Source organism: Pseudomonas sp. LARHCG127 (genome assembly GCF_052871455.1).
The window spans coordinates 440,407-456,757 of sequence record NZ_JBIXJT010000004.1; the positions used below are offsets into that span (position 1 = coordinate 440,407).

Annotated in this window: 19 protein-coding genes; 1 reads left to right on the top strand and 18 read right to left on the bottom strand. The window is 61.8% G+C overall.

Annotation, left to right across the window (positions count from 1 at the left end; translation table 11 throughout):
• Nucleotides 1-127 precede the first annotated feature (127 nt).
• From bamB to trmJ, 18 genes are all read right to left on the bottom strand, one after another.
• Nucleotides 128-1,279, bottom strand: a complete 1,152-nt coding sequence (bamB, locus tag ACIPQ1_RS10260) for an outer membrane protein assembly factor BamB (RefSeq protein ID WP_053118636.1) — start codon at nt 1,277-1,279, stop codon at nt 128-130.
• Nucleotides 1,272-1,913 (bottom strand): YfgM family protein, encoded by a 642-nt coding sequence (locus ACIPQ1_RS10265; RefSeq protein WP_186705404.1) that lies wholly within the window; start codon nt 1,911-1,913, stop codon nt 1,272-1,274. Before ACIPQ1_RS10265 ends, bamB begins: the two co-directional genes overlap by 8 nt.
• Nucleotides 1,914-1,953: 40 nt before the next feature.
• Nucleotides 1,954-3,243, bottom strand: coding sequence for a histidine--tRNA ligase (gene hisS, locus ACIPQ1_RS10270; RefSeq protein ID WP_250964530.1), 1,290 nt, complete (start codon nt 3,241-3,243; stop codon nt 1,954-1,956).
• A 22-nt stretch (nt 3,244-3,265) separates the two neighbouring features.
• Complete coding sequence (gene ispG / locus ACIPQ1_RS10275; RefSeq protein ID WP_446534039.1) at nt 3,266-4,375, bottom strand: flavodoxin-dependent (E)-4-hydroxy-3-methylbut-2-enyl-diphosphate synthase; 1,110 nt, start codon at nt 4,373-4,375, stop codon at nt 3,266-3,268.
• Nucleotides 4,376-4,378: 3 nt separating this feature from the next.
• The gene (locus tag ACIPQ1_RS10280; protein WP_446534040.1) at nt 4,379-5,425 is read right to left on the bottom strand and encodes a RodZ domain-containing protein; all 1,047 of its coding nucleotides are present in this window, start codon (nt 5,423-5,425) and stop codon (nt 4,379-4,381) included.
• A complete protein-coding gene (pilW, locus tag ACIPQ1_RS10285) occupies nt 5,425-6,183 on the bottom strand; it encodes a type IV pilus biogenesis/stability protein PilW (protein ID WP_053118628.1) in 759 nt (252 codons plus the stop codon). Before pilW ends, ACIPQ1_RS10280 begins: the two co-directional genes overlap by 1 nt.
• A 12-nt stretch (nt 6,184-6,195) precedes the next feature.
• The gene (rlmN, locus tag ACIPQ1_RS10290) at nt 6,196-7,344 is read right to left on the bottom strand and encodes a 23S rRNA (adenine(2503)-C(2))-methyltransferase RlmN (RefSeq protein WP_186705401.1); all 1,149 of its coding nucleotides are present in this window, start codon (nt 7,342-7,344) and stop codon (nt 6,196-6,198) included.
• Nucleotides 7,345-7,372: 28 nt separating this feature from the next.
• Nucleotides 7,373-7,798 carry a nucleoside-diphosphate kinase gene (ndk, locus tag ACIPQ1_RS10295; RefSeq protein WP_003185145.1) on the bottom strand — a complete coding sequence of 142 codons (426 nt, stop codon included), beginning with the start codon at nt 7,796-7,798 and terminating at the stop codon, nt 7,373-7,375.
• A gap of 88 nt (nt 7,799-7,886) precedes the next feature.
• A complete protein-coding gene (gene iscX / locus ACIPQ1_RS10300; RefSeq protein ID WP_250964533.1) occupies nt 7,887-8,087 on the bottom strand; it encodes a Fe-S cluster assembly protein IscX in 201 nt (66 codons plus the stop codon).
• 13 nt (nt 8,088-8,100) lie between these two features.
• The gene (gene fdx / locus ACIPQ1_RS10305) at nt 8,101-8,442 is read right to left on the bottom strand and encodes an ISC system 2Fe-2S type ferredoxin (RefSeq protein WP_207966503.1); all 342 of its coding nucleotides are present in this window, start codon (nt 8,440-8,442) and stop codon (nt 8,101-8,103) included.
• A gap of 3 nt (nt 8,443-8,445) precedes the next feature.
• Nucleotides 8,446-10,308 (bottom strand): Fe-S protein assembly chaperone HscA, encoded by a 1,863-nt coding sequence (gene hscA / locus ACIPQ1_RS10310; protein ID WP_446534041.1) that lies wholly within the window; start codon nt 10,306-10,308, stop codon nt 8,446-8,448.
• Nucleotides 10,309-10,358: 50 nt separating this feature from the next.
• The gene (gene hscB / locus ACIPQ1_RS10315) at nt 10,359-10,880 is read right to left on the bottom strand and encodes a co-chaperone HscB (RefSeq protein ID WP_060739093.1); all 522 of its coding nucleotides are present in this window, start codon (nt 10,878-10,880) and stop codon (nt 10,359-10,361) included.
• Between the two features lie 8 nt (nt 10,881-10,888).
• Nucleotides 10,889-11,212: an iron-sulfur cluster assembly protein IscA gene (gene iscA / locus ACIPQ1_RS10320; RefSeq protein ID WP_003185155.1), complete on the bottom strand. Its 324-nt coding sequence runs from the start codon at nt 11,210-11,212 to the stop codon at nt 10,889-10,891.
• Nucleotides 11,213-11,237: 25 nt separating this feature from the next.
• Nucleotides 11,238-11,624 carry a Fe-S cluster assembly scaffold IscU gene (gene iscU, locus ACIPQ1_RS10325; RefSeq protein WP_003185157.1) on the bottom strand — a complete coding sequence of 129 codons (387 nt, stop codon included), beginning with the start codon at nt 11,622-11,624 and terminating at the stop codon, nt 11,238-11,240.
• Nucleotides 11,625-11,667: 43 nt separating this feature from the next.
• Complete coding sequence (locus ACIPQ1_RS10330; protein ID WP_186705397.1) at nt 11,668-12,882, bottom strand: IscS subfamily cysteine desulfurase; 1,215 nt, start codon at nt 12,880-12,882, stop codon at nt 11,668-11,670.
• A gap of 50 nt (nt 12,883-12,932) precedes the next feature.
• Complete coding sequence (iscR, locus tag ACIPQ1_RS10335; protein ID WP_041475746.1) at nt 12,933-13,424, bottom strand: Fe-S cluster assembly transcriptional regulator IscR; 492 nt, start codon at nt 13,422-13,424, stop codon at nt 12,933-12,935.
• 251 nt (nt 13,425-13,675) lie between these two features.
• Nucleotides 13,676-14,452: a serine O-acetyltransferase gene (cysE, locus tag ACIPQ1_RS10340; protein WP_446534042.1), complete on the bottom strand. Its 777-nt coding sequence runs from the start codon at nt 14,450-14,452 to the stop codon at nt 13,676-13,678.
• A gap of 1 nt (nt 14,453) precedes the next feature.
• Nucleotides 14,454-15,224: a tRNA (cytosine(32)/uridine(32)-2'-O)-methyltransferase TrmJ gene (trmJ, locus tag ACIPQ1_RS10345; RefSeq protein ID WP_003185164.1), complete on the bottom strand. Its 771-nt coding sequence runs from the start codon at nt 15,222-15,224 to the stop codon at nt 14,454-14,456.
• Nucleotides 15,225-15,368: 144 nt separating this feature from the next.
• On the opposite strand from trmJ, the gene suhB reads away from it, so the two are divergent.
• Nucleotides 15,369-16,187, top strand: a complete 819-nt coding sequence (suhB, locus tag ACIPQ1_RS10350; protein WP_003185165.1) for a type III secretion system regulator SuhB — start codon at nt 15,369-15,371, stop codon at nt 16,185-16,187.
• Nucleotides 16,188-16,351: the final 164 nt, after the last annotated feature.

The following is a 16,351-nucleotide window of genomic DNA, read 5'->3' on the forward strand; positions in this document are numbered from 1 at the left end:
CTGTAGGAGCGGGCTTGCTCGCGAATGCGGTGGCCCAATGAGATGGATGTCAACTGATCCACCGCTTTCGCGAGCAAGCCCGCTCCCACATGAATGAAGCCGCTTGGGAATTAACCCAAGCATAGTCTTACTTGATGGTCAGGGCTTCCAGTTTGCCGCTGTTGCCATACACATAGATCATGTTGCCCACCACCAGCGGACGGGCACGCAGGCCGTCGCTGTCGATGCGCTCACGGCCGACGAAACGACCGTCCACCTGGCTGAGCAGGTGCAGGTAACCTTCCAGGTCACCCACTGCGACGTAGCTGGAGAACACTTCCGGGGCCGACAGTTGACGACGGGCCAGGGAGTCGTTGCTCCACAATGCGGTGGTGGAACGCTCGTCAACGCCTTCGACGGTACCCGAGGACAGGCTCACGTAGACGCTGCCAAAGCCCTGGGCGACACCGGCGTAGCTGGACGCATCGCGCTGCCACAGCGGACGACCGCTTTCCAGGTCCAGTGCCGCGACGCGACCCTGGTAGCTGGCGACGTACAGCGTACCGCCGGACAGCAGCAAGCCGCCGTCGATGTCGACCACACGCTCCAGTTCCGAACGACCTTGCGGGATCGCTACGCGCTGTTCCCACACCGGCACGCCGTTGGAAATATCCAAGGCAACCACTTTACCGGTCGACAAGCCAGCCACCGCCAAGCGGTTGGTAACGATCGGCGCACTGGTGCCACGCAGGGTCAGTACCGCCGGGGTGCTGTCATACAACCAGCGCTGGTTGCCGGTGGCGGCATCCAGGCCGATCAGACGGTCATCCTGGGTCTGCACCACCACCACGTCACCGTTGGTGGCGGGCGGTGCGAGCACTTCGCTGGTCACGCGGGCGCGCCATTTCTCTTCACCGCTGCTCGCGTCCAGGGCGACGATCTCACCCTTGAGCGTGCCGATCATGACCAGGCCGTAACCCACGCCAACGGCGCCGGAAACAGGCAGTTCAAGGTCCTTTTCCCATTTGACGTCACCGTTGGTGCGGTCCATCGCCATCACCACGCCGGTGACGTCGCCTGCATAGATAGTGTCGCCGTCGATGGCCGGCACCAGCATGTTGTAGGTTTCACCCTGGCCATCGCCGATGGAGCGGCTCCATTGCTTCTGCAGCACGACTTCTTCTTTGAAGTCGGTCAGTTCGGCCGGTGGCAGTTCTTTCTTGCTGTTGCTGCTGCAACCCGCGGCCAGAATGGCCAGGGCCAGCAATGCTGCATGTTTCCAACGAATCACGTCACGCATCCCCTTTGGCCAGGTCGTCCAGCTTGATTTGCAGGCCACCGACCGCGGCTTCATCCGACAGCGCAGCCTTGGCTTTTTGGTAGGCCGCATGGGCCTCATCGGCACGACCCAGCTGTACCAGCAGGTCGCCCTTGAGTTCTTCGCGAGTCGCCAGGAACGCCTTGTCGGCATCGCCGTCGAGCAGCTTCAAGGCGTCTTCGGCCTTGTTCTGCGCCGCCAGCACCTGCGCCAGGCGCTGACGCGCCACTTCGCCCAGGGTCGGGTTGACCGGCTTGTCGACGATGGCTTTCAGCTCGGTGGCCGCGTCGTCCAGCTTGCCGCTGTCCACCGCCACCTTGGCCACGAACAGGCGACCGTATTGGGCGTAGGCAGTGCCGCCGAATTCCTTGTCCAGCTTGCCGGCCAGGTCCGCCACGCGGGCCGCGTCAGGCTTGCCGTCCGGGGTCAGGGTGGTTTCCAGCAATTGCTGGTAGAGCACCGAGGCGCCTTGCGACTGGTTGCTCTGGTATTTCTGGTAGGCCTGCCAGCCGAACACGATGACCAGCGCCAACAGGCCGCCAGTGACCAGCGGCTTGCCGTTGCGCGTCCACCAGTCCTTCAAATCCGCCAGCTGTTCATCTTCGGTACTCGACACCCCAATACTCCTCAATCGCTAAATCGGCTGTTTGACAGCTTCAACCCTGCACGACGCAGGTGGCCAGGTGTGCAGCAAGCGCATCCCAGGCAATGCTTTGTTGTTCGCCCTGGCCACGCAGGGGTTTGAAACCTACCACTTGTTGGGCCAGTTCGTCGTCACCGAGGATCAGTGCGTACAGCGCACCGCTCTTGTCGGCCTTCTTGAATTGGCTCTTGAAGCTGCCGGCGCCGGCGTTGATCTGCAGGCGCAGGTTGGGCAACTGGTCACGGATCCGCTCGCTCAGGGCCAGGGCGGCCAGTTCGGCGGCCTCGCCAAAGGCGCACAGGTAGACGTCGACCTGACGGGACAGCTCTTCGGGCACTTTATCCAGCGCCTCAAGCATCAGCACCAGGCGCTCGATGCCCATGGCAAAGCCAACGCCCGGGGTCGGCTTGCCGCCCATCTGCTCCACCAGCCCGTCGTAGCGGCCACCGGCACAGACGGTGCCCTGGGCGCCGAGCTTGTCGGTGACCCACTCGAAGACGGTCTTGCTGTAGTAATCCAGGCCACGGACCAACTTGGGGTTGATCACGTAGGGAATGCCCACGGCGTCGAGGCGTGCCTTCAGCCCCTCGAAGTGCGCACGGGATTCGTCGTCGAGGTAGTCGGCCATTTTCGGCGCGTCCACCAGGATCGCTTGGGTCTCGGCGTTCTTGGTGTCGAGCACGCGTAGTGGATTGGTCTTCAAGCGGCGCTGGCTGTCTTCGTCCAGCTTGTCGAGGTGGGCGGACAGAAACTCCACCAACGCTTCACGGTAGCGGCCACGGGACTCGCTGGTGCCCAGGCTGTTGAGCTCGAGCTTGACCGCGTCACGCAGCCCCAGCTCGCCCCACAGGCGCCAGGTCATGACGATCAGCTCGGCGTCGATGTCCGGGCCGTCGAGGTTGAACACTTCGAGGCCGATCTGGTGGAACTGGCGATAACGGCCTTTCTGCGGGCGCTCGTGACGGAACATCGGGCCGATGTACCAGAGTTTCTGCACCTGGCCGCCGCCGGTGATGCCGTGTTCGAGCACCGCCCGCACGCAGGCCGCCGTGCCTTCGGGGCGCAAGGTCAGGGAATCGCCGTTGCGGTCGTCGAAGGTGTACATCTCTTTTTCGACGATATCGGTCACTTCACCGATGGAGCGCTTGAACAGCTCGGTGAACTCGACGATCGGCATGCGGATCTGCCGGTAACCGTAGTTATCCAGCAGGCGCGCCACGGTGCCCTCGAAATAGCGCCACAGGGGCGTCTGCTCGGGCAGGATGTCGTTCATGCCACGAATGGCTTGCAGAGACTTGCTCACGTGTATTCCTTAATCTTTCGACTTAACCGCGCGCGATGACCGCTGCGTCGGCTTCGACCTTTTCGGCCGCTTTCTGGCGAATCAGCCGTTCCAGCTCATCCACCAGATTGTCATTCGTCAGTTTCTGCGACGGCTTGCCGTCGATGTAAATCAGGTTCGGCGTACCGCCCGTCAGGCCGATATGGGCCTCCTTGGCTTCACCCGGCCCGTTGACCACGCAACCAATCACCGCGACATCCAGCGGCACCAGCAGGTCCTCAAGGCGCCCTTCCAGTTCGTTCATGGTCTTGACCACATCGAAGTTCTGCCGCGAGCAACTCGGGCAGGCGATGAAGTTGATGCCACGGGAACGCAGGTGCAGGGACTTGAGAATGTCGTAGCCGACTTTCACTTCCTCGACCGGGTCAGCCGCCAACGAGATGCGGATGGTATCGCCAATCCCTTCGGCGAGCAGCATACCGAGGCCGACGGCGGATTTCACCGTGCCCGAGCGCAACCCACCGGCTTCGGTGATGCCCAGGTGCAGCGGCTGGACGATTTCCCTGGCCAGCAGACGGTAGGCTTCGACAGCCATGAACACGTCGGACGCCTTCACGCTGACCTTGAAGTCCTGGAAGTTCAGGCGTTCGAGGTGCTCCACATGGCGCAGCGCCGATTCCACCAGCGCCGCCGGGGTAGGTTCGCCGTATTTCTTTTGCAGGTCTTTTTCCAGGGAACCGGCGTTCACGCCGATGCGGATCGGGATGCCCCGGTCGCGCGCGGCATCCACCACGGCACGCACACGGTCTTCGCGACCGATGTTGCCCGGGTTGATGCGCAGGCAATCGACGCCCAACTCGGCCACGCGCAAGGCAATGCGGTAGTCGAAGTGGATGTCGGCGACCAGGGGGACCTTGACCAGTTGCTTGATCTTGCCGAACGCCTCGGCGGCGTCCATGTCCGGCACCGATACCCGCACGATGTCGACACCGGCGGCTTCCAGGCGGTTGATCTGGGCGACCGTGGCGGCCACGTCATTGGTGTCGCTGTTGGTCATGCTCTGCACAGCGATTGGCGCATCGCCGCCCACGGGCACGTTACCGACCCAGATTTTCCGGGATTCGCGACGCTTGATTGGAGATTCGCCGTGCATGACTTATTGACCCAACTTCAGGCGAGCGGTCTCGCCACTGGTGAACGGAGCGATGTCGACTGGCTGGCCGTTGTAGCTGACCTGCGCGCCACGGGCATAACCCAGGCGTACGGCAAACGGCGGCCTGCCGTTGACGGCCGTGCTGTCGCCCTTGCGCTTGAGGCCGCTGAACAGCACCTTGCCGTTGCCGTCGGTGATTTGCGTCCAGCAGTCGGCGGTGAACTGGATTTGTACCTGGCCATCACCGGGTGCAGGGGCCGGGGCCGCCGGGGTTGCAGGAGCAGCCGGCACGCTCGGCGCAGCGACGGTTGGCGCTGGCGTGGCGGGAACCGGCGCTGGAGCCGCCGGTGCGGCGGGAGCAGCCGGCGCAGTGCCCGCGTGGGCCGGCGCGGTCGGTGCGGCCGGCGCAGGAGCTGCTGCCGGAGCGGATGGCACGGTCGGCTCGGCGCCAGCGGTAGCATCGGCTTCGCCGTTATCCTGGCCTTGAGGCAACGCCAGGGCGGTTTCGCCTTCGGCCTGGCCTTCGACAACCGCCTGGTCTTCCGGCTCGTCCAATGGATGGATCTGGGTGGTGCCGTCAGCGCCCTCAACTTCGACGTGCTCGGGGTTCATGGCGACCGGCTCCTTGTTGCGCAAGGAAGCCTGGTCCTGCCACCAGACAAAACCGCCACCAATCACCGCAATCAGCAGCAACAGGCTGACGATTCGCAAAATGGTATGGGAAACGCGAACCGGCTCCTCGATGCGCCCCAGGCTGTGCACGTTGCTGCCCTGGGCATCGGAACCGGTGTATTGATCGAATTGCTGGACCAGTACGGTCTGGTCCATGCCGAGCAGCTTGGCATAGGCGCGGATATAGCCGCGGGCGAAGGTGTGCCCAGGCAGCTTGTCGAACGCGCCCGCTTCCAGATTGCCCAGGGAAGCCACGGTGAGATTGAGCTTGAGGGCCACTTCGGCCAGCGACCAACCATTGCTTTCGCGGGCTTGACGCAGGGTCTCACCGGGATTTACGCGAGTCGCTGCTACAACTTCGGGATGCGCCGCTTTCATCATTGCTCCGACAGGTATTGCTGATATTCCGGCGTACCGGGATAGAGTCTTTTGAGTTGCAAGCCGTAGCTTGCAGCTTTGTCGCGATCTTCAAACACATGTGCCAGCCGAACGCCGAGCAATAGACTACGTGCATTTTGCTCACTCAGCAGGCTAAAACGCTCGTAGTAGTCACGCGCGGGCACATAATGCCTGTCTTCGTAGGACAACTCAGCCATTTCCAGCAGCGCCCGCGGTTGCTGGCGATTGAGCCGTAGCGCCTTTTCCAACTGCTGGCGGGCCAGGTCACGCTGGCCGAGCTGCGCGGCGGTCATGCCGAGGTTTTCGAACACCCGCGAACGCTCAGGGTAAAGGGTATCGGCGGCAGCCTGCTCGAAGCGCTCGTAGGCTTCCTTGTAGCGTTTCTGCTCGAAAAGAAAGCTGCCGTAGTTGTTCAGGATCCGTGCGTCTTGCGGCCGGCCAGACAGCGCCTTGCGAAAATGTTGGTCGGCCAGTTCCGGCTCCATCTCGGCCTGGAACACCAGGGCCAGGGCCGCGTTGGCATCCGGGTCGGAATCGTCCAGCTCCAGGGCTTTCTTGAGAGGTACCTTGGCCCGTTCGGTCATGCCCTGTTGCAGGTAGCCGATGCCCAGTTGCACATAGGCCACACGTGCCTCGTCGCGCCCTTTGCTGGTCTTCATCGGGTTGTAGTCACCCGACAGGACACAACCGGAACAAAGGCCGGCCAACAGCAAAACGAGCGCGAAGCGCAGGGACATAGAGATCCTCTCTTAGTGACTGTTCGCAGCGTTTTGCACCGCATCGTCCGCGGCGTTCAACTCACGCACGGCAATGTAGCGTTCGCTGCGACGGGTGCGATCCAGCACCTGTCCTACCAATTGGCCACAAGCGGCGTCGATGTCTTCGCCGCGGGTGGTGCGCACGGTGACGTTGAAGCCAGCGTGGTGAAGCTGATCCTGGAAGCGACGAATCGCGTTGTTGCTCGGACGCTCATACCCGGAATGCGGGAACGGGTTGAACGGGATCAGGTTGATCTTGCACGGGATGTTCTTGAGCAGCTCGATCATCTCGACCGCGTGTTCGACCTTGTCGTTCACATCCTTGAGCAGCGTGTACTCGATGGTCAGCACGCGCTTTTCGCCCAGGGACGACATGTAGCGCTGGCACGACTCGAGCAGCATCTTAAGCGGATATTTCTTGTTGATCGGCACCAATTGGTTACGCAATGCGTCATTGGGTGCGTGCAGCGACAACGCCAGGGAGACGTCGATGTGCTTGGCCAGCTCATCGATCATCGGCACCACGCCGGAGGTGGACAGGGTCACGCGGCGCTTGGAAATGCCGTAGCCCAGGTCATCCATCATCAGGTGCATGGCGGAAACGACGTTGTCGAAGTTCAGCAGCGGCTCACCCATGCCCATCATCACCACGTTGGTGATGGCACGGTCGACGGTCGCCGGGACGCTGCCAAAGGATTTGTTGGCAATCCACACCTGGCCGATCACTTCGGCGGCGGTGAGGTTGCTATTGAAGCCTTGCTTGCCGGTGGAGCAGAAACTGCAATCCAGGGCACAGCCTGCCTGGGACGAAACGCACAAGGTGCCGCGTTTGCCCTGGGGAATGTAGACGGTCTCGACGCAGCTGCCGGACGCCACGCGCACCACCCACTTACGGGTGCCGTCGCTGGAGATGTCCTCGCTGACCACTTCGGGGCCGCGAATCTCGGCAACGGCCTTGAGCTTCTCGCGCAGGGCCTTGCCGACATTCGTCATGGCGTCGAAGTCGTCGACGCCAAAGTGGTGAATCCATTTCATCACCTGACCGGCACGGAAACGCTTCTCCCCGATCGAGTCGAAGAATTTCTCCATTTCCGGCTGGGTCAGCCCCAGCAGATTGGTTTTAACAGTCGATGTAGTCATGGATTCACCTTCACTCTTAAGCCAATGCTTAGCGAGCGGTTACTTCAGTAGCAGCGAAAAAGTAAGCGATTTCGCGAGCAGCGGCGGCTTCGGAGTCCGAACCGTGGACGGCGTTGGCGTCGATGGATTCAGCGAAGTCAGCACGGATGGTGCCGGCAGCAGCTTCTTTAGGGTTGGTAGCGCCCATCAGCTCACGGTTGCGAGCGATAGCGTTTTCGCCTTCCAGCACCTGAACGACAACCGGACCGGAAGTCATGAAGGCAACCAGCTCACCGAAGAAACCGCGCTCGCTGTGCTCAGCGTAGAAGCCTTCGGCTTCGGCCTTGGACAGTTGCTTCATTTTCGAAGCTACAACGCGCAGGCCAGCGTCTTCGAAGCGGGTAACGATCTTGCCGATCACGTTTTTAGCAACGGCGTCAGGCTTGATGATGGAGAAAGTACGTTGAACAGCCATGGTGTAACTCCAGAAACGGTAATTTGCGAAAAATTAAACCCGCGAATTATACGCGGGTTCAGGGGTATTGCCTAACCTGCCAGGTCGATCAGTCGATTTCTTCGATCCAGAGCGCCTGGACCGCTTCCAAGACCTTCTCGCCGCAACGGCCAGAGGTACTGTCGAAATCGGGAAGCTCCATGATCCAGTGCTGCAGATCGACAAAATTAACGGTCAACGGATTCACGTCCGGCTTGGCTTCGGCCAACTCTTCTGCGATGCGTTGTACATCATTCCAACCATAGCTCATGACAGTGTCACCATCAGTGCGGCGCTTCGGCCGCATGGTTAAGCGAATATTTCGGGATTTCGACGGTCAGGTCTTCGGTGCCGACGATGGCTTGGCAGCTCAGGCGCGATTGCGCCTCCAGCCCCCAGGCCCGATCGAGGAAGTCTTCTTCCAACTCGTCTGCCTCTTCCAGCGAATCGAAGCCCTCACGAATGATGCAATGGCACGTCGTGCAAGCACAGACGCCGCCACAGGCACTCTCTATCTCGATATGGTGCTCATGGGCCAGCTCGAGAATGGAAGTCCCGGGCTCAGCCTCCACGACCATGCCCTCCGGACAGAACTTCTCGTGGGGCAGAAAAATCACCTGCGGCATCAGTTATTCCTCGATTTCATTCAGGTTGCGCCCCGCCAGGGCGGCTTTCACCGTCGAGTCCAGGCGGCGGGCAGCAAAGGCATCGGTGACCTGCGACAGACGCTTGGTCTGCTGCTCGATGGCATAACCATCGGTGCCTTTGATCAATTCGGACAATTCCTGCAACTGCAGCTCGATGACCATGCGCTCTTCAGCGTCGAGCAACCGGTCGCCGTCGGCCTCAAGGGCACCTTGCACGGCTTCGATCAGGCGCTGGCCGTCGACCTGTTGCTCGCGCAGTACACGGGCGACCTTGTCGTCGCTGGCGTGCTGGAAGGAATCCTTGAGCATCTTGGCGATTTCGCCGTCGGTCAGGCCATAGGACGGCTTGACCTGGATGCTCGCCTCCACGCCCGAACCCAGTTCGCGGGCAGAAACATTGAGCAAGCCGTCGGCGTCGACCTGGAAGGTCACGCGGATTTTCGCCGCACCGGCAACCATGGCCGGGATGCCGCGCAATTCGAAGCGGGCCAGGGAGCGGCAGTCGCTGATCAGTTCACGTTCGCCTTGCAGCACGTGAATCATCATGGCCGACTGGCCGTCTTTATAGGTGGTGAAGTCCTGGGCGCGGGCAACCGGGATGGTGGTGTTGCGTGGAATCACCTTCTCCATCAGCCCGCCCATGGTTTCCAGCCCCAGGGACAACGGAATCACGTCGAGCAACAGCAATTCGCCGCCGTCACGCTTGTTGCCGGCCAGGGTATCGGCCTGGATCGCGGCGCCGATGGCCACCACCTGGTCCGGGTCGATTTCGGTCAGCGGCTGGCGGCCAAAGGCCTCGGCAACGGCTTCGCGAACCCGAGGCACGCGGGTCGAACCACCGACCATGACCACGGCCTTGACGTCTTCCAGCTCCACGCCGGAATCACGCACGGCCCGGCGGCAGGCCTTGAGGCTACGGGCGACCATCGGTTCGATCAGGGCATCGAAGGCTTCGCGGGTCAGCGCGGCTTTCCACTCGCCATAAGCCACTTCAACGGTGGCGGCGTCGGTCAAGGCTTCCTTGGCGGTGCAGGCGGTTTGCAGCAGGTGGCGTTGCGCACCCGGGTCGAGGTCGGCGGACAAGCCCGCCTGCTCGATGATCCAGCCAGCGATGGCATGGTCGAAGTCATCGCCGCCCAGGGCACTGTCGCCACCGGTGGCCAGGACTTCGAAGACACCGCCCGTCAGGCGCAGGATCGAAATATCGAACGTACCACCGCCCAGGTCGTAGATGGCGACCAGGCCTTCGGCATGTTGGTCCAGGCCATACGCGACCGCCGCAGCGGTCGGCTCGTTGAGCAGGCGCAGCACGTTCAGGCCGGCCAGCTTGGCCGCGTCCTTGGTGGCTTGGCGCTGGGCGTCGTCGAAATAGGCCGGGACGGTGATGACCGCACCCACCAACTCACCACCCAACGCCGCTTCGGCGCGCTGGCGCAGGACCTTGAGGATGTCGGCGGAAACCTCGACCGGGCTTTTCGGGCCCTGCACGGTTTCGATGAACGGCATATGGGACTCGCCACCGACGAAGCGGTACGGCAGCTGGTCGCCCAATTGCTTGACGTCGGACAGGCCACGACCCATCAAGCGCTTGACCGAGACAATGGTGTTCAAGGGATCGGTGGCGGCGGCCAGCTTGGCCGACTCGCCCACTTCGACGCGGTCGGCGTGATAACGCACGGCGGACGGCAGGATGACCCGCCCCTGCTCGTCGGCCAGCGGTTCGGAAAGACCGCTGCGCAAGGCAGCGACCAGGGAATTGGTGGTACCCAAGTCGATCCCGACAGCCAGGCGACGCTGGTGCGGTTGTGGACTTTGGCCGGGTTCGGCGATCTGCAGTAGGGCCATCGTAATCAGGACTTATCTGTAATCAGGCGTGCGACCGGAGCGGCACTGGGTTAATCGTCGAGGCGCTCTTCTAACTGGCGCACTTCGTAGGTGAGCTTGTCGAGGAACTGCATGCGCCGCATCAGGCGCTCGGCCTGTTCGCGTTGCGCGGCATCGTTCCAGCAGGCTGCGAAGCTTTCGTTCAGTGTTTGCTGGGCGTCCTTCAAGCGGCGCTTGAATACCGCGACACCGGCCAGGTCGGCGCTGTCCTGCAGGTCCTCGAGCTCTTCGCGCCATTGCATCTGCTGCAACAGAAACTCGGGATCATGGACCGTGACCTCCAGCGGCAACTCATGGCCGCTGATGGCGAGCAGGTAACGCGCGCGCTTGGCCGGGTGCTTGAGCGTCTGGTAAGCCTCGTTGAGGTTCGCCGACTGCTCGAGCGCCCGCCGCTGCTCCGCCTCGGAAGCATCGGCAAAGCGATCGGGATGGACGCCACGGGCCAGTTCAAGGTAACGCGCGGACAACTGCTCAAGATCCAGCTGGAACGCCGGCTGCATCTGGAACAACGCAAAATGACAAGGAGTACCCACAAGCCGCCTCAGATGTTGAAGCTTTCGCCGCAGCCACATTCACCGCGCACGTTGGGGTTGTTGAACTTGAAGCCTTCGTTCAACCCTTCCTTGACGAAATCCAGCTCGGTGCCGTCCAGGTACGTCAGGCTTTTCGGGTCGATGATCACTTTCTGACCATGACTCTCGAACACCTGATCGTCTTCGCCCACTTCGTCGACGAATTCCAGTACATAGGCGAGGCCAGAACAGCCCGTGGTGCGAACACCCAGGCGGATACCCTCGCCCTTGCCGCGCCCCGCAAGGGAGCGCTGGATATGGTTAGCTGCCGCTTCTGTCATCTGGATAGCCATGGAAAACTCCTTACCGTAACGCGGATCAGATCAAGCCTTTCTTCTGCTTGTAATCGCGAACGGCGGCCTTGATGGCGTCTTCGGCGAGTACCGAGCAGTGGATCTTCACTGGCGGCAGGGCCAGTTCTTCGGCCAGCTGGGTGTTCTTGATGGTTTCGGCTTCATCAAGGGTCTTGCCCTTCATCCACTCGGTGGCCAGGGAGCTGGACGCGATGGCGGAACCGCAGCCATAGGTCTTGAACTTGGCATCTTCGATGATGCCTTGCTCGTTGACCTTGATCTGCAGGCGCATCACGTCGCCGCACGCCGGAGCGCCGACCATGCCGGTGCCGACATCAGGATCCTGCGCGTCCATCTTGCCGACGTTGCGCGGGTTCTCGTAGTGGTCGATGACCTTTTCGCTATATGCCATTTGCTTCAATCCTCATCAGTGGAGCCGCTCTGGTGGCGACTTCTCAGTGCGCCGCCCATTCGATTTTCGAGATGTCGACGCCGTCTTTGTACATGTCCCACAGCGGCGACAGAGCGCGCAGCTTGGTAACGGCCTCGCAGACTTTCTGCGCGGCGTAATCGATTTCTTCTTCGGTGGTGAAACGGCCGAAGGTGAAGCGGATCGAGCTGTGGGCCAGTTCGTCGTTGCGGCCCAGGGCGCGCAGTACGTACGAAGGCTCCAGCGACGCCGAGGTGCACGCCGAACCGGACGACACGGCCAGATCCTTGAGCGCCATGATCAGCGACTCGCCTTCAACGTAGTTGAAGCTCAGGTTCAGGTTGTGCGGTACGCGGGCGGTCAGGCTGCCGTTGACGTAGAGTTCTTCGAGGTGCTCGACCTGCTTGAAGAAACGGTCGCTCAGGGCCTTGATGCGTACGTTCTCGGCGGCCATGTCTTCCTTGGCCACACGGAAGGCTTCGCCCATGCCGACGATCTGGTGGGTCGCCAGGGTGCCGGAACGCATGCCACGCTCGTGACCGCCGCCGTGCATGGTCGCTTCGAGGCGAACACGCGGCTTGCGGCTGACGTACAGGGCGCCGATGCCTTTAGGGCCATAAGTCTTGTGGGCCGAGAACGACATCAGGTCGACTTTCAGCTTGGACAGGTCGATGTCGACCTTGCCGGTGGACTGTGCGCCGTCGACGTGGAACAGGACGCCCTTGGAACGGGTCAGTTCGCCGATGGCGGCGATGTCGTTGACAGTGCCGATTTCGTTGTTCACGTGCATGATCGAGACCAGGATGGTGTCGTCGCGCAGGGCGGCTTCGATCATGGCCGGGGTGATGATGCCGTCTTCACCAGGCTCGATGTAGGTGACTTCGAAGCCTTCACGCTCCAGTTGGCGCATGGTGTCCAGGACAGCCTTGTGCTCGATCTTGGAGGTGATCAGGTGCTTGCCCTTGGTGTGGTAGAAATGCGCGACACCCTTGATTGCCAGGTTGTCGGATTCGGTGGCACCGGAGGTCCAGACGATTTCACGCGGGTCGGCGTTGACCAGGTCGGCGACCTGGCGACGGGCGTTTTCCACCGACTCTTCAGCCTTCCAGCCGAACACGTGGGAACGGGACGCCGGGTTGCCGAAGTTTCCGTCGACCAGCAGGCATTCACTCATTTTTTGCGCAACACGGGGATCAACCGGGGTGGTCGCTGAGTAATCAAGGTAAATCGGCAATTTCATGGACTCTCTCCTAAATCAGGCTGGCTGGCGTTCCGCGTGCTCTGCGGCGGTCATTCGACGGCGGACGCTTCAATCTTGTCCAGGTGCAGCGACTTGCTATTGCAACGGCGCTGGTCCTGACGCTGGGCTACTTCTTGCACCTCACGGCGAGTTACAAGGTCAGCCAAGCTGATACCGCTTAGAAATTCGTGGATCTGCAGGCTGAGGTCGCACCACAAGTGGTGGGTCAGGCAAGTATCGCCGCCATGGCAGTCGCCAAGGCCCTGGCATTTGGTCGCATCGACCGATTCGTTCACTGCATCGATCACCTGGGCGACCTGGATGCCCTGCATGTCGCGCGACAGCTGGTAGCCGCCGCCGGGGCCGCGAACGCTGGAGACCAGGTTGCTACGGCGCAGCTTGGCGAACAGCTGTTCAAGGTAGGACAGGGAAATGCCCTGGCGCTCGGAGATATCGGCCAGGGACACCGGCCCGTGCTGCGCATGCAATGCCAGATCCAGCATTGCGGTCACGGCGTATCGGCCTTTTGTAGTCAGTCGCATGGACAATTACCACGGAGTTCGGAATGGGGGCGAGTATGCAATTCCCGAGTATTTAAGTCAAGTATAAGACCTAGTGCTTTACTCAGGTTTACCCGCGAAAGAGCGCGCGAATGATAGCAAAGGTAGGCGGCTAACGACCAGCTATACCGCGTTATCGTTCTTCGCGAGCAAGCCCGCTCCCACAAGGGATCTGCGGGGCGGCAGGGATCCAATGTGGGAGCGGGCTTGCTCGCGAAGGGGCCAGCAGGGTTTCAGCTGGCCTGGCTCTCATCCTTGTCCTTCACACAAGCAAAGTCTTCCTCGCGCAGTTCAGGCAGGTCCTTGGCACAGTAATTACTGCCCAGGTCCTTCAGGGCGCCGCACATCCCCTCCAGGCGCCCATCGACGGCTTGCAGGTGATCGAGCAACTGGTTGATGGCGCGGGCGACTGGGTCGGGCATGTCTTCGCCGACACCGTAGGCGTCGAAGCCGATCTTCTCGGCCATGGCCTTGCGGCGGGCGTCCTGCTCGTCGTCGGACTTGACGATGATCCGCCCCGGAATGCCCACCACGGTCGCGCCCGGCGGCACAGCCTTGGTCACCACGGCGTTGGAACCGACTTTCGCCCCCGCCCCGACCGTGAACGGCCCGAGCACCTTGGCGCCGGCACCGACCACCACGCCGTCTTCCAGCGTCGGGTGGCGCTTGCCTTTGTTCCAACTGGTGCCGCCGAGGGTCACGCCCTGGTAGAGCGTCACGTCGTCGCCGATCTCGGCGGTTTCACCGATGACGATGCCCATGCCATGGTCGATGAAGAAGCGGCGGCCGACCTTGGCGCCCGGGTGGATCTCGATCCCGGTCAGCCAGCGCCCGAAGTTCGAGACCAGCCGCGCCAACCACTTCCAGCCCATGCCCCACAAAGCGCCGGACAGGCGATGGATCCAGATGGCGTGCATGCCCGGGTAGCAGGTCAGCACTTCAAAGGCATTGCGCGCCGCCGGGTCACGATGGAAAACACTTTGGATATCTTCACGCAAACGTTCGAACATTTTATTTCTTCCGCTTAATCAGCTCGCCACGGGCCGCTTTCTGGGTTTCCGTGAGGATGCCGCGCAATATATTCATCTCCGCCCGGCTCACCGAGCTTCGTCCGTACAACCGACGCAGGCGCGCCATCAAGTGCCGCGGCTTTTCCGGGTCGAGGAATTCGATGTCCACCAGGGTCTGCTCCAGGTGTTCGAAGAATCGTTCCAACTCGTCCATGGTCGCCAGTGTCTCACTGCGCGGCGACGTCACCTCGGTTTTTTCGACTTTGCTGGGCTTGCCTTCGGCCGCCAGCCAAGCCATGCGCACTTCATAGCTCAACACCTGCACCGCCGCCCCCAGGTTCAAGGAACTGAACTCGGGGTCGGAAGGGATATGCACGTGAAAGTGACATCGCTGCAGCTCGTCGTTGGTCAGGCCGGAGTCTTCACGGCCGAACACCAGGGCGATCTCGAAGCCTTGCGCGGCCTCCTCGACCACTTTGGTGCCGCATTCGCGGGGGTCGAGCAGCGGCCAGGGGATGCGGCGGTCGCGGGCGCTGGTGCCGAGCACCAGGTTGCAACCCACCAGGGCATCTTCCAGGGTGGCGACGACCTGGGCGTTGGCGAGGATGTCACCGGCGCCGGAGGCCCGGGCATCGGCTTCGTGATGGGGAAACAAGCGCGGCTCGACCAGCACCAGGCGCGACAGGCCCATGTTCTTCATGGCCCGCGCAGCTCCGCCGATGTTACCCGGATGGCTGGTATTGACCAGGACGACACGAATGTTCTGCAACAAGGGAGGCGCTCTCGAACACGATAAAGGGAGCAAATCTTACATAAGCACCTACCGTTAAGCTATGAAAGCGAACACCAACCTTCTCCTGAGAAAACTTTCTGATAGAATGCGCGGCTTTCTTTAACAACCTTAGGTGACACATCCATGCAGCCCATGCTGAATATCGCGCTGCGCGCCGCCCGCAGCGCCAGTGAACTGATCTTCCGCTCCATCGAGCGCCTGGATACCATCAAGGTCGATGAAAAAGATGCCAAGGACTACGTGTCCGAGGTCGATCGCGCCGCCGAACAGAAAATCGTCGACGCCCTGCGCAAGGCTTACCCAAACCACTCCATCCTCGGTGAAGAGACCGGCATGCACGCCGGTACTGGCATCGAAGGCGAAGAGTACCTGTGGATCATCGATCCGCTGGACGGCACCACCAACTTCCTGCGCGGCATTCCTCACTTCGCGGTCAGCATCGCCTGCAAATACCGTGGCCGCCTGGAACACGCCGTCGTGCTGGACCCGGTTCGCCAGGAAGAATTCACCGCCAGCCGTGGCCGTGGCGCCCAACTGAACGGTCGTCGCCTGCGCGTCAGCGGCCGCACCAGCCTGGACGGCGCCCTGCTGGGTACCGGCTTCCCGTTCCGTGATGACCAGATGGATAATCTGGACAACTACCTGGGCATGTTCCGCGCCCTGGTCGGCCAGACCGCCGGCATCCGCCGCGCCGGTGCCGCGAGCCTGGACCTGGCTTATGTGGCGGCTGGCCGTTTCGATGCGTTCTGGGAGTCGGGCCTGTCCGAGTGGGACATGGCTGCGGGCGCCCTGTTGATCCAGGAAGCCGGCGGCTTGGTGAGCGACTTCACCGGCGGCCATGATTTCCTTGAGAAAGGCCACATCGTTGCCGGCAACACCAAATGCTTCAAGGCTGTGCTGACGGCTATCCAGCCGCACTTGCCGGCTTCGTTGAAGCGTTAAGTCGCCCGGCTAGAAAAAAGCACCTTTCGGGGTGCTTTTTTTATGCCTGTTTCACACCACCCAGCCCAGAGGCGGACATTGTGGCGAGGGAGCTTGCTCCCGCTCGGTTGCGCAGCGACCGCAAGATCTTGGGTCTGCTGCGCAGCCCAGCGGGAGCAAGCTCC

What these genes read in the sequence shown, in the direction of transcription:
- bamB (WP_053118636.1), bottom strand. Translation starts at nt 1,279, where the DNA reads ATGCGTGACGTGATTCGTTGGAAACATGCAGCATTGCTGGCCCTGGCC.
- ispG (WP_446534039.1), bottom strand. Translation starts at nt 4,375, where the DNA reads ATGCACGGCGAATCTCCAATCAAGCGTCGCGAATCCCGGAAAATCTGG.
- ACIPQ1_RS10280 (WP_446534040.1), bottom strand. Translation starts at nt 5,425, where the DNA reads ATGAAAGCGGCGCATCCCGAAGTTGTAGCAGCGACTCGCGTAAATCCC.
- pilW (WP_053118628.1), bottom strand. Translation starts at nt 6,183, where the DNA reads ATGTCCCTGCGCTTCGCGCTCGTTTTGCTGTTGGCCGGCCTTTGTTCC.
- rlmN (WP_186705401.1), bottom strand. Translation starts at nt 7,344, where the DNA reads ATGACTACATCGACTGTTAAAACCAATCTGCTGGGGCTGACCCAGCCG.
- ndk (WP_003185145.1), bottom strand. Translation starts at nt 7,798, where the DNA reads ATGGCTGTTCAACGTACTTTCTCCATCATCAAGCCTGACGCCGTTGCT.
- iscX (WP_250964533.1), bottom strand. Translation starts at nt 8,087, where the DNA reads ATGAGCTATGGTTGGAATGATGTACAACGCATCGCAGAAGAGTTGGCC.
- fdx (WP_207966503.1), bottom strand. Translation starts at nt 8,442, where the DNA reads ATGCCGCAGGTGATTTTTCTGCCCCACGAGAAGTTCTGTCCGGAGGGC.
- hscA (WP_446534041.1), bottom strand. Translation starts at nt 10,308, where the DNA reads ATGGCCCTACTGCAGATCGCCGAACCCGGCCAAAGTCCACAACCGCAC.
- iscA (WP_003185155.1), bottom strand. Translation starts at nt 11,212, where the DNA reads ATGGCTATCCAGATGACAGAAGCGGCAGCTAACCATATCCAGCGCTCC.
- iscU (WP_003185157.1), bottom strand. Translation starts at nt 11,624, where the DNA reads ATGGCATATAGCGAAAAGGTCATCGACCACTACGAGAACCCGCGCAAC.
- ACIPQ1_RS10330 (WP_186705397.1), bottom strand. Translation starts at nt 12,882, where the DNA reads ATGAAATTGCCGATTTACCTTGATTACTCAGCGACCACCCCGGTTGAT.
- iscR (WP_041475746.1), bottom strand. Translation starts at nt 13,424, where the DNA reads ATGCGACTGACTACAAAAGGCCGATACGCCGTGACCGCAATGCTGGAT.
- cysE (WP_446534042.1), bottom strand. Translation starts at nt 14,452, where the DNA reads ATGTTCGAACGTTTGCGTGAAGATATCCAAAGTGTTTTCCATCGTGAC.
- suhB (WP_003185165.1), top strand. Translation starts at nt 15,369, where the DNA reads ATGCAGCCCATGCTGAATATCGCGCTGCGCGCCGCCCGCAGCGCCAGT.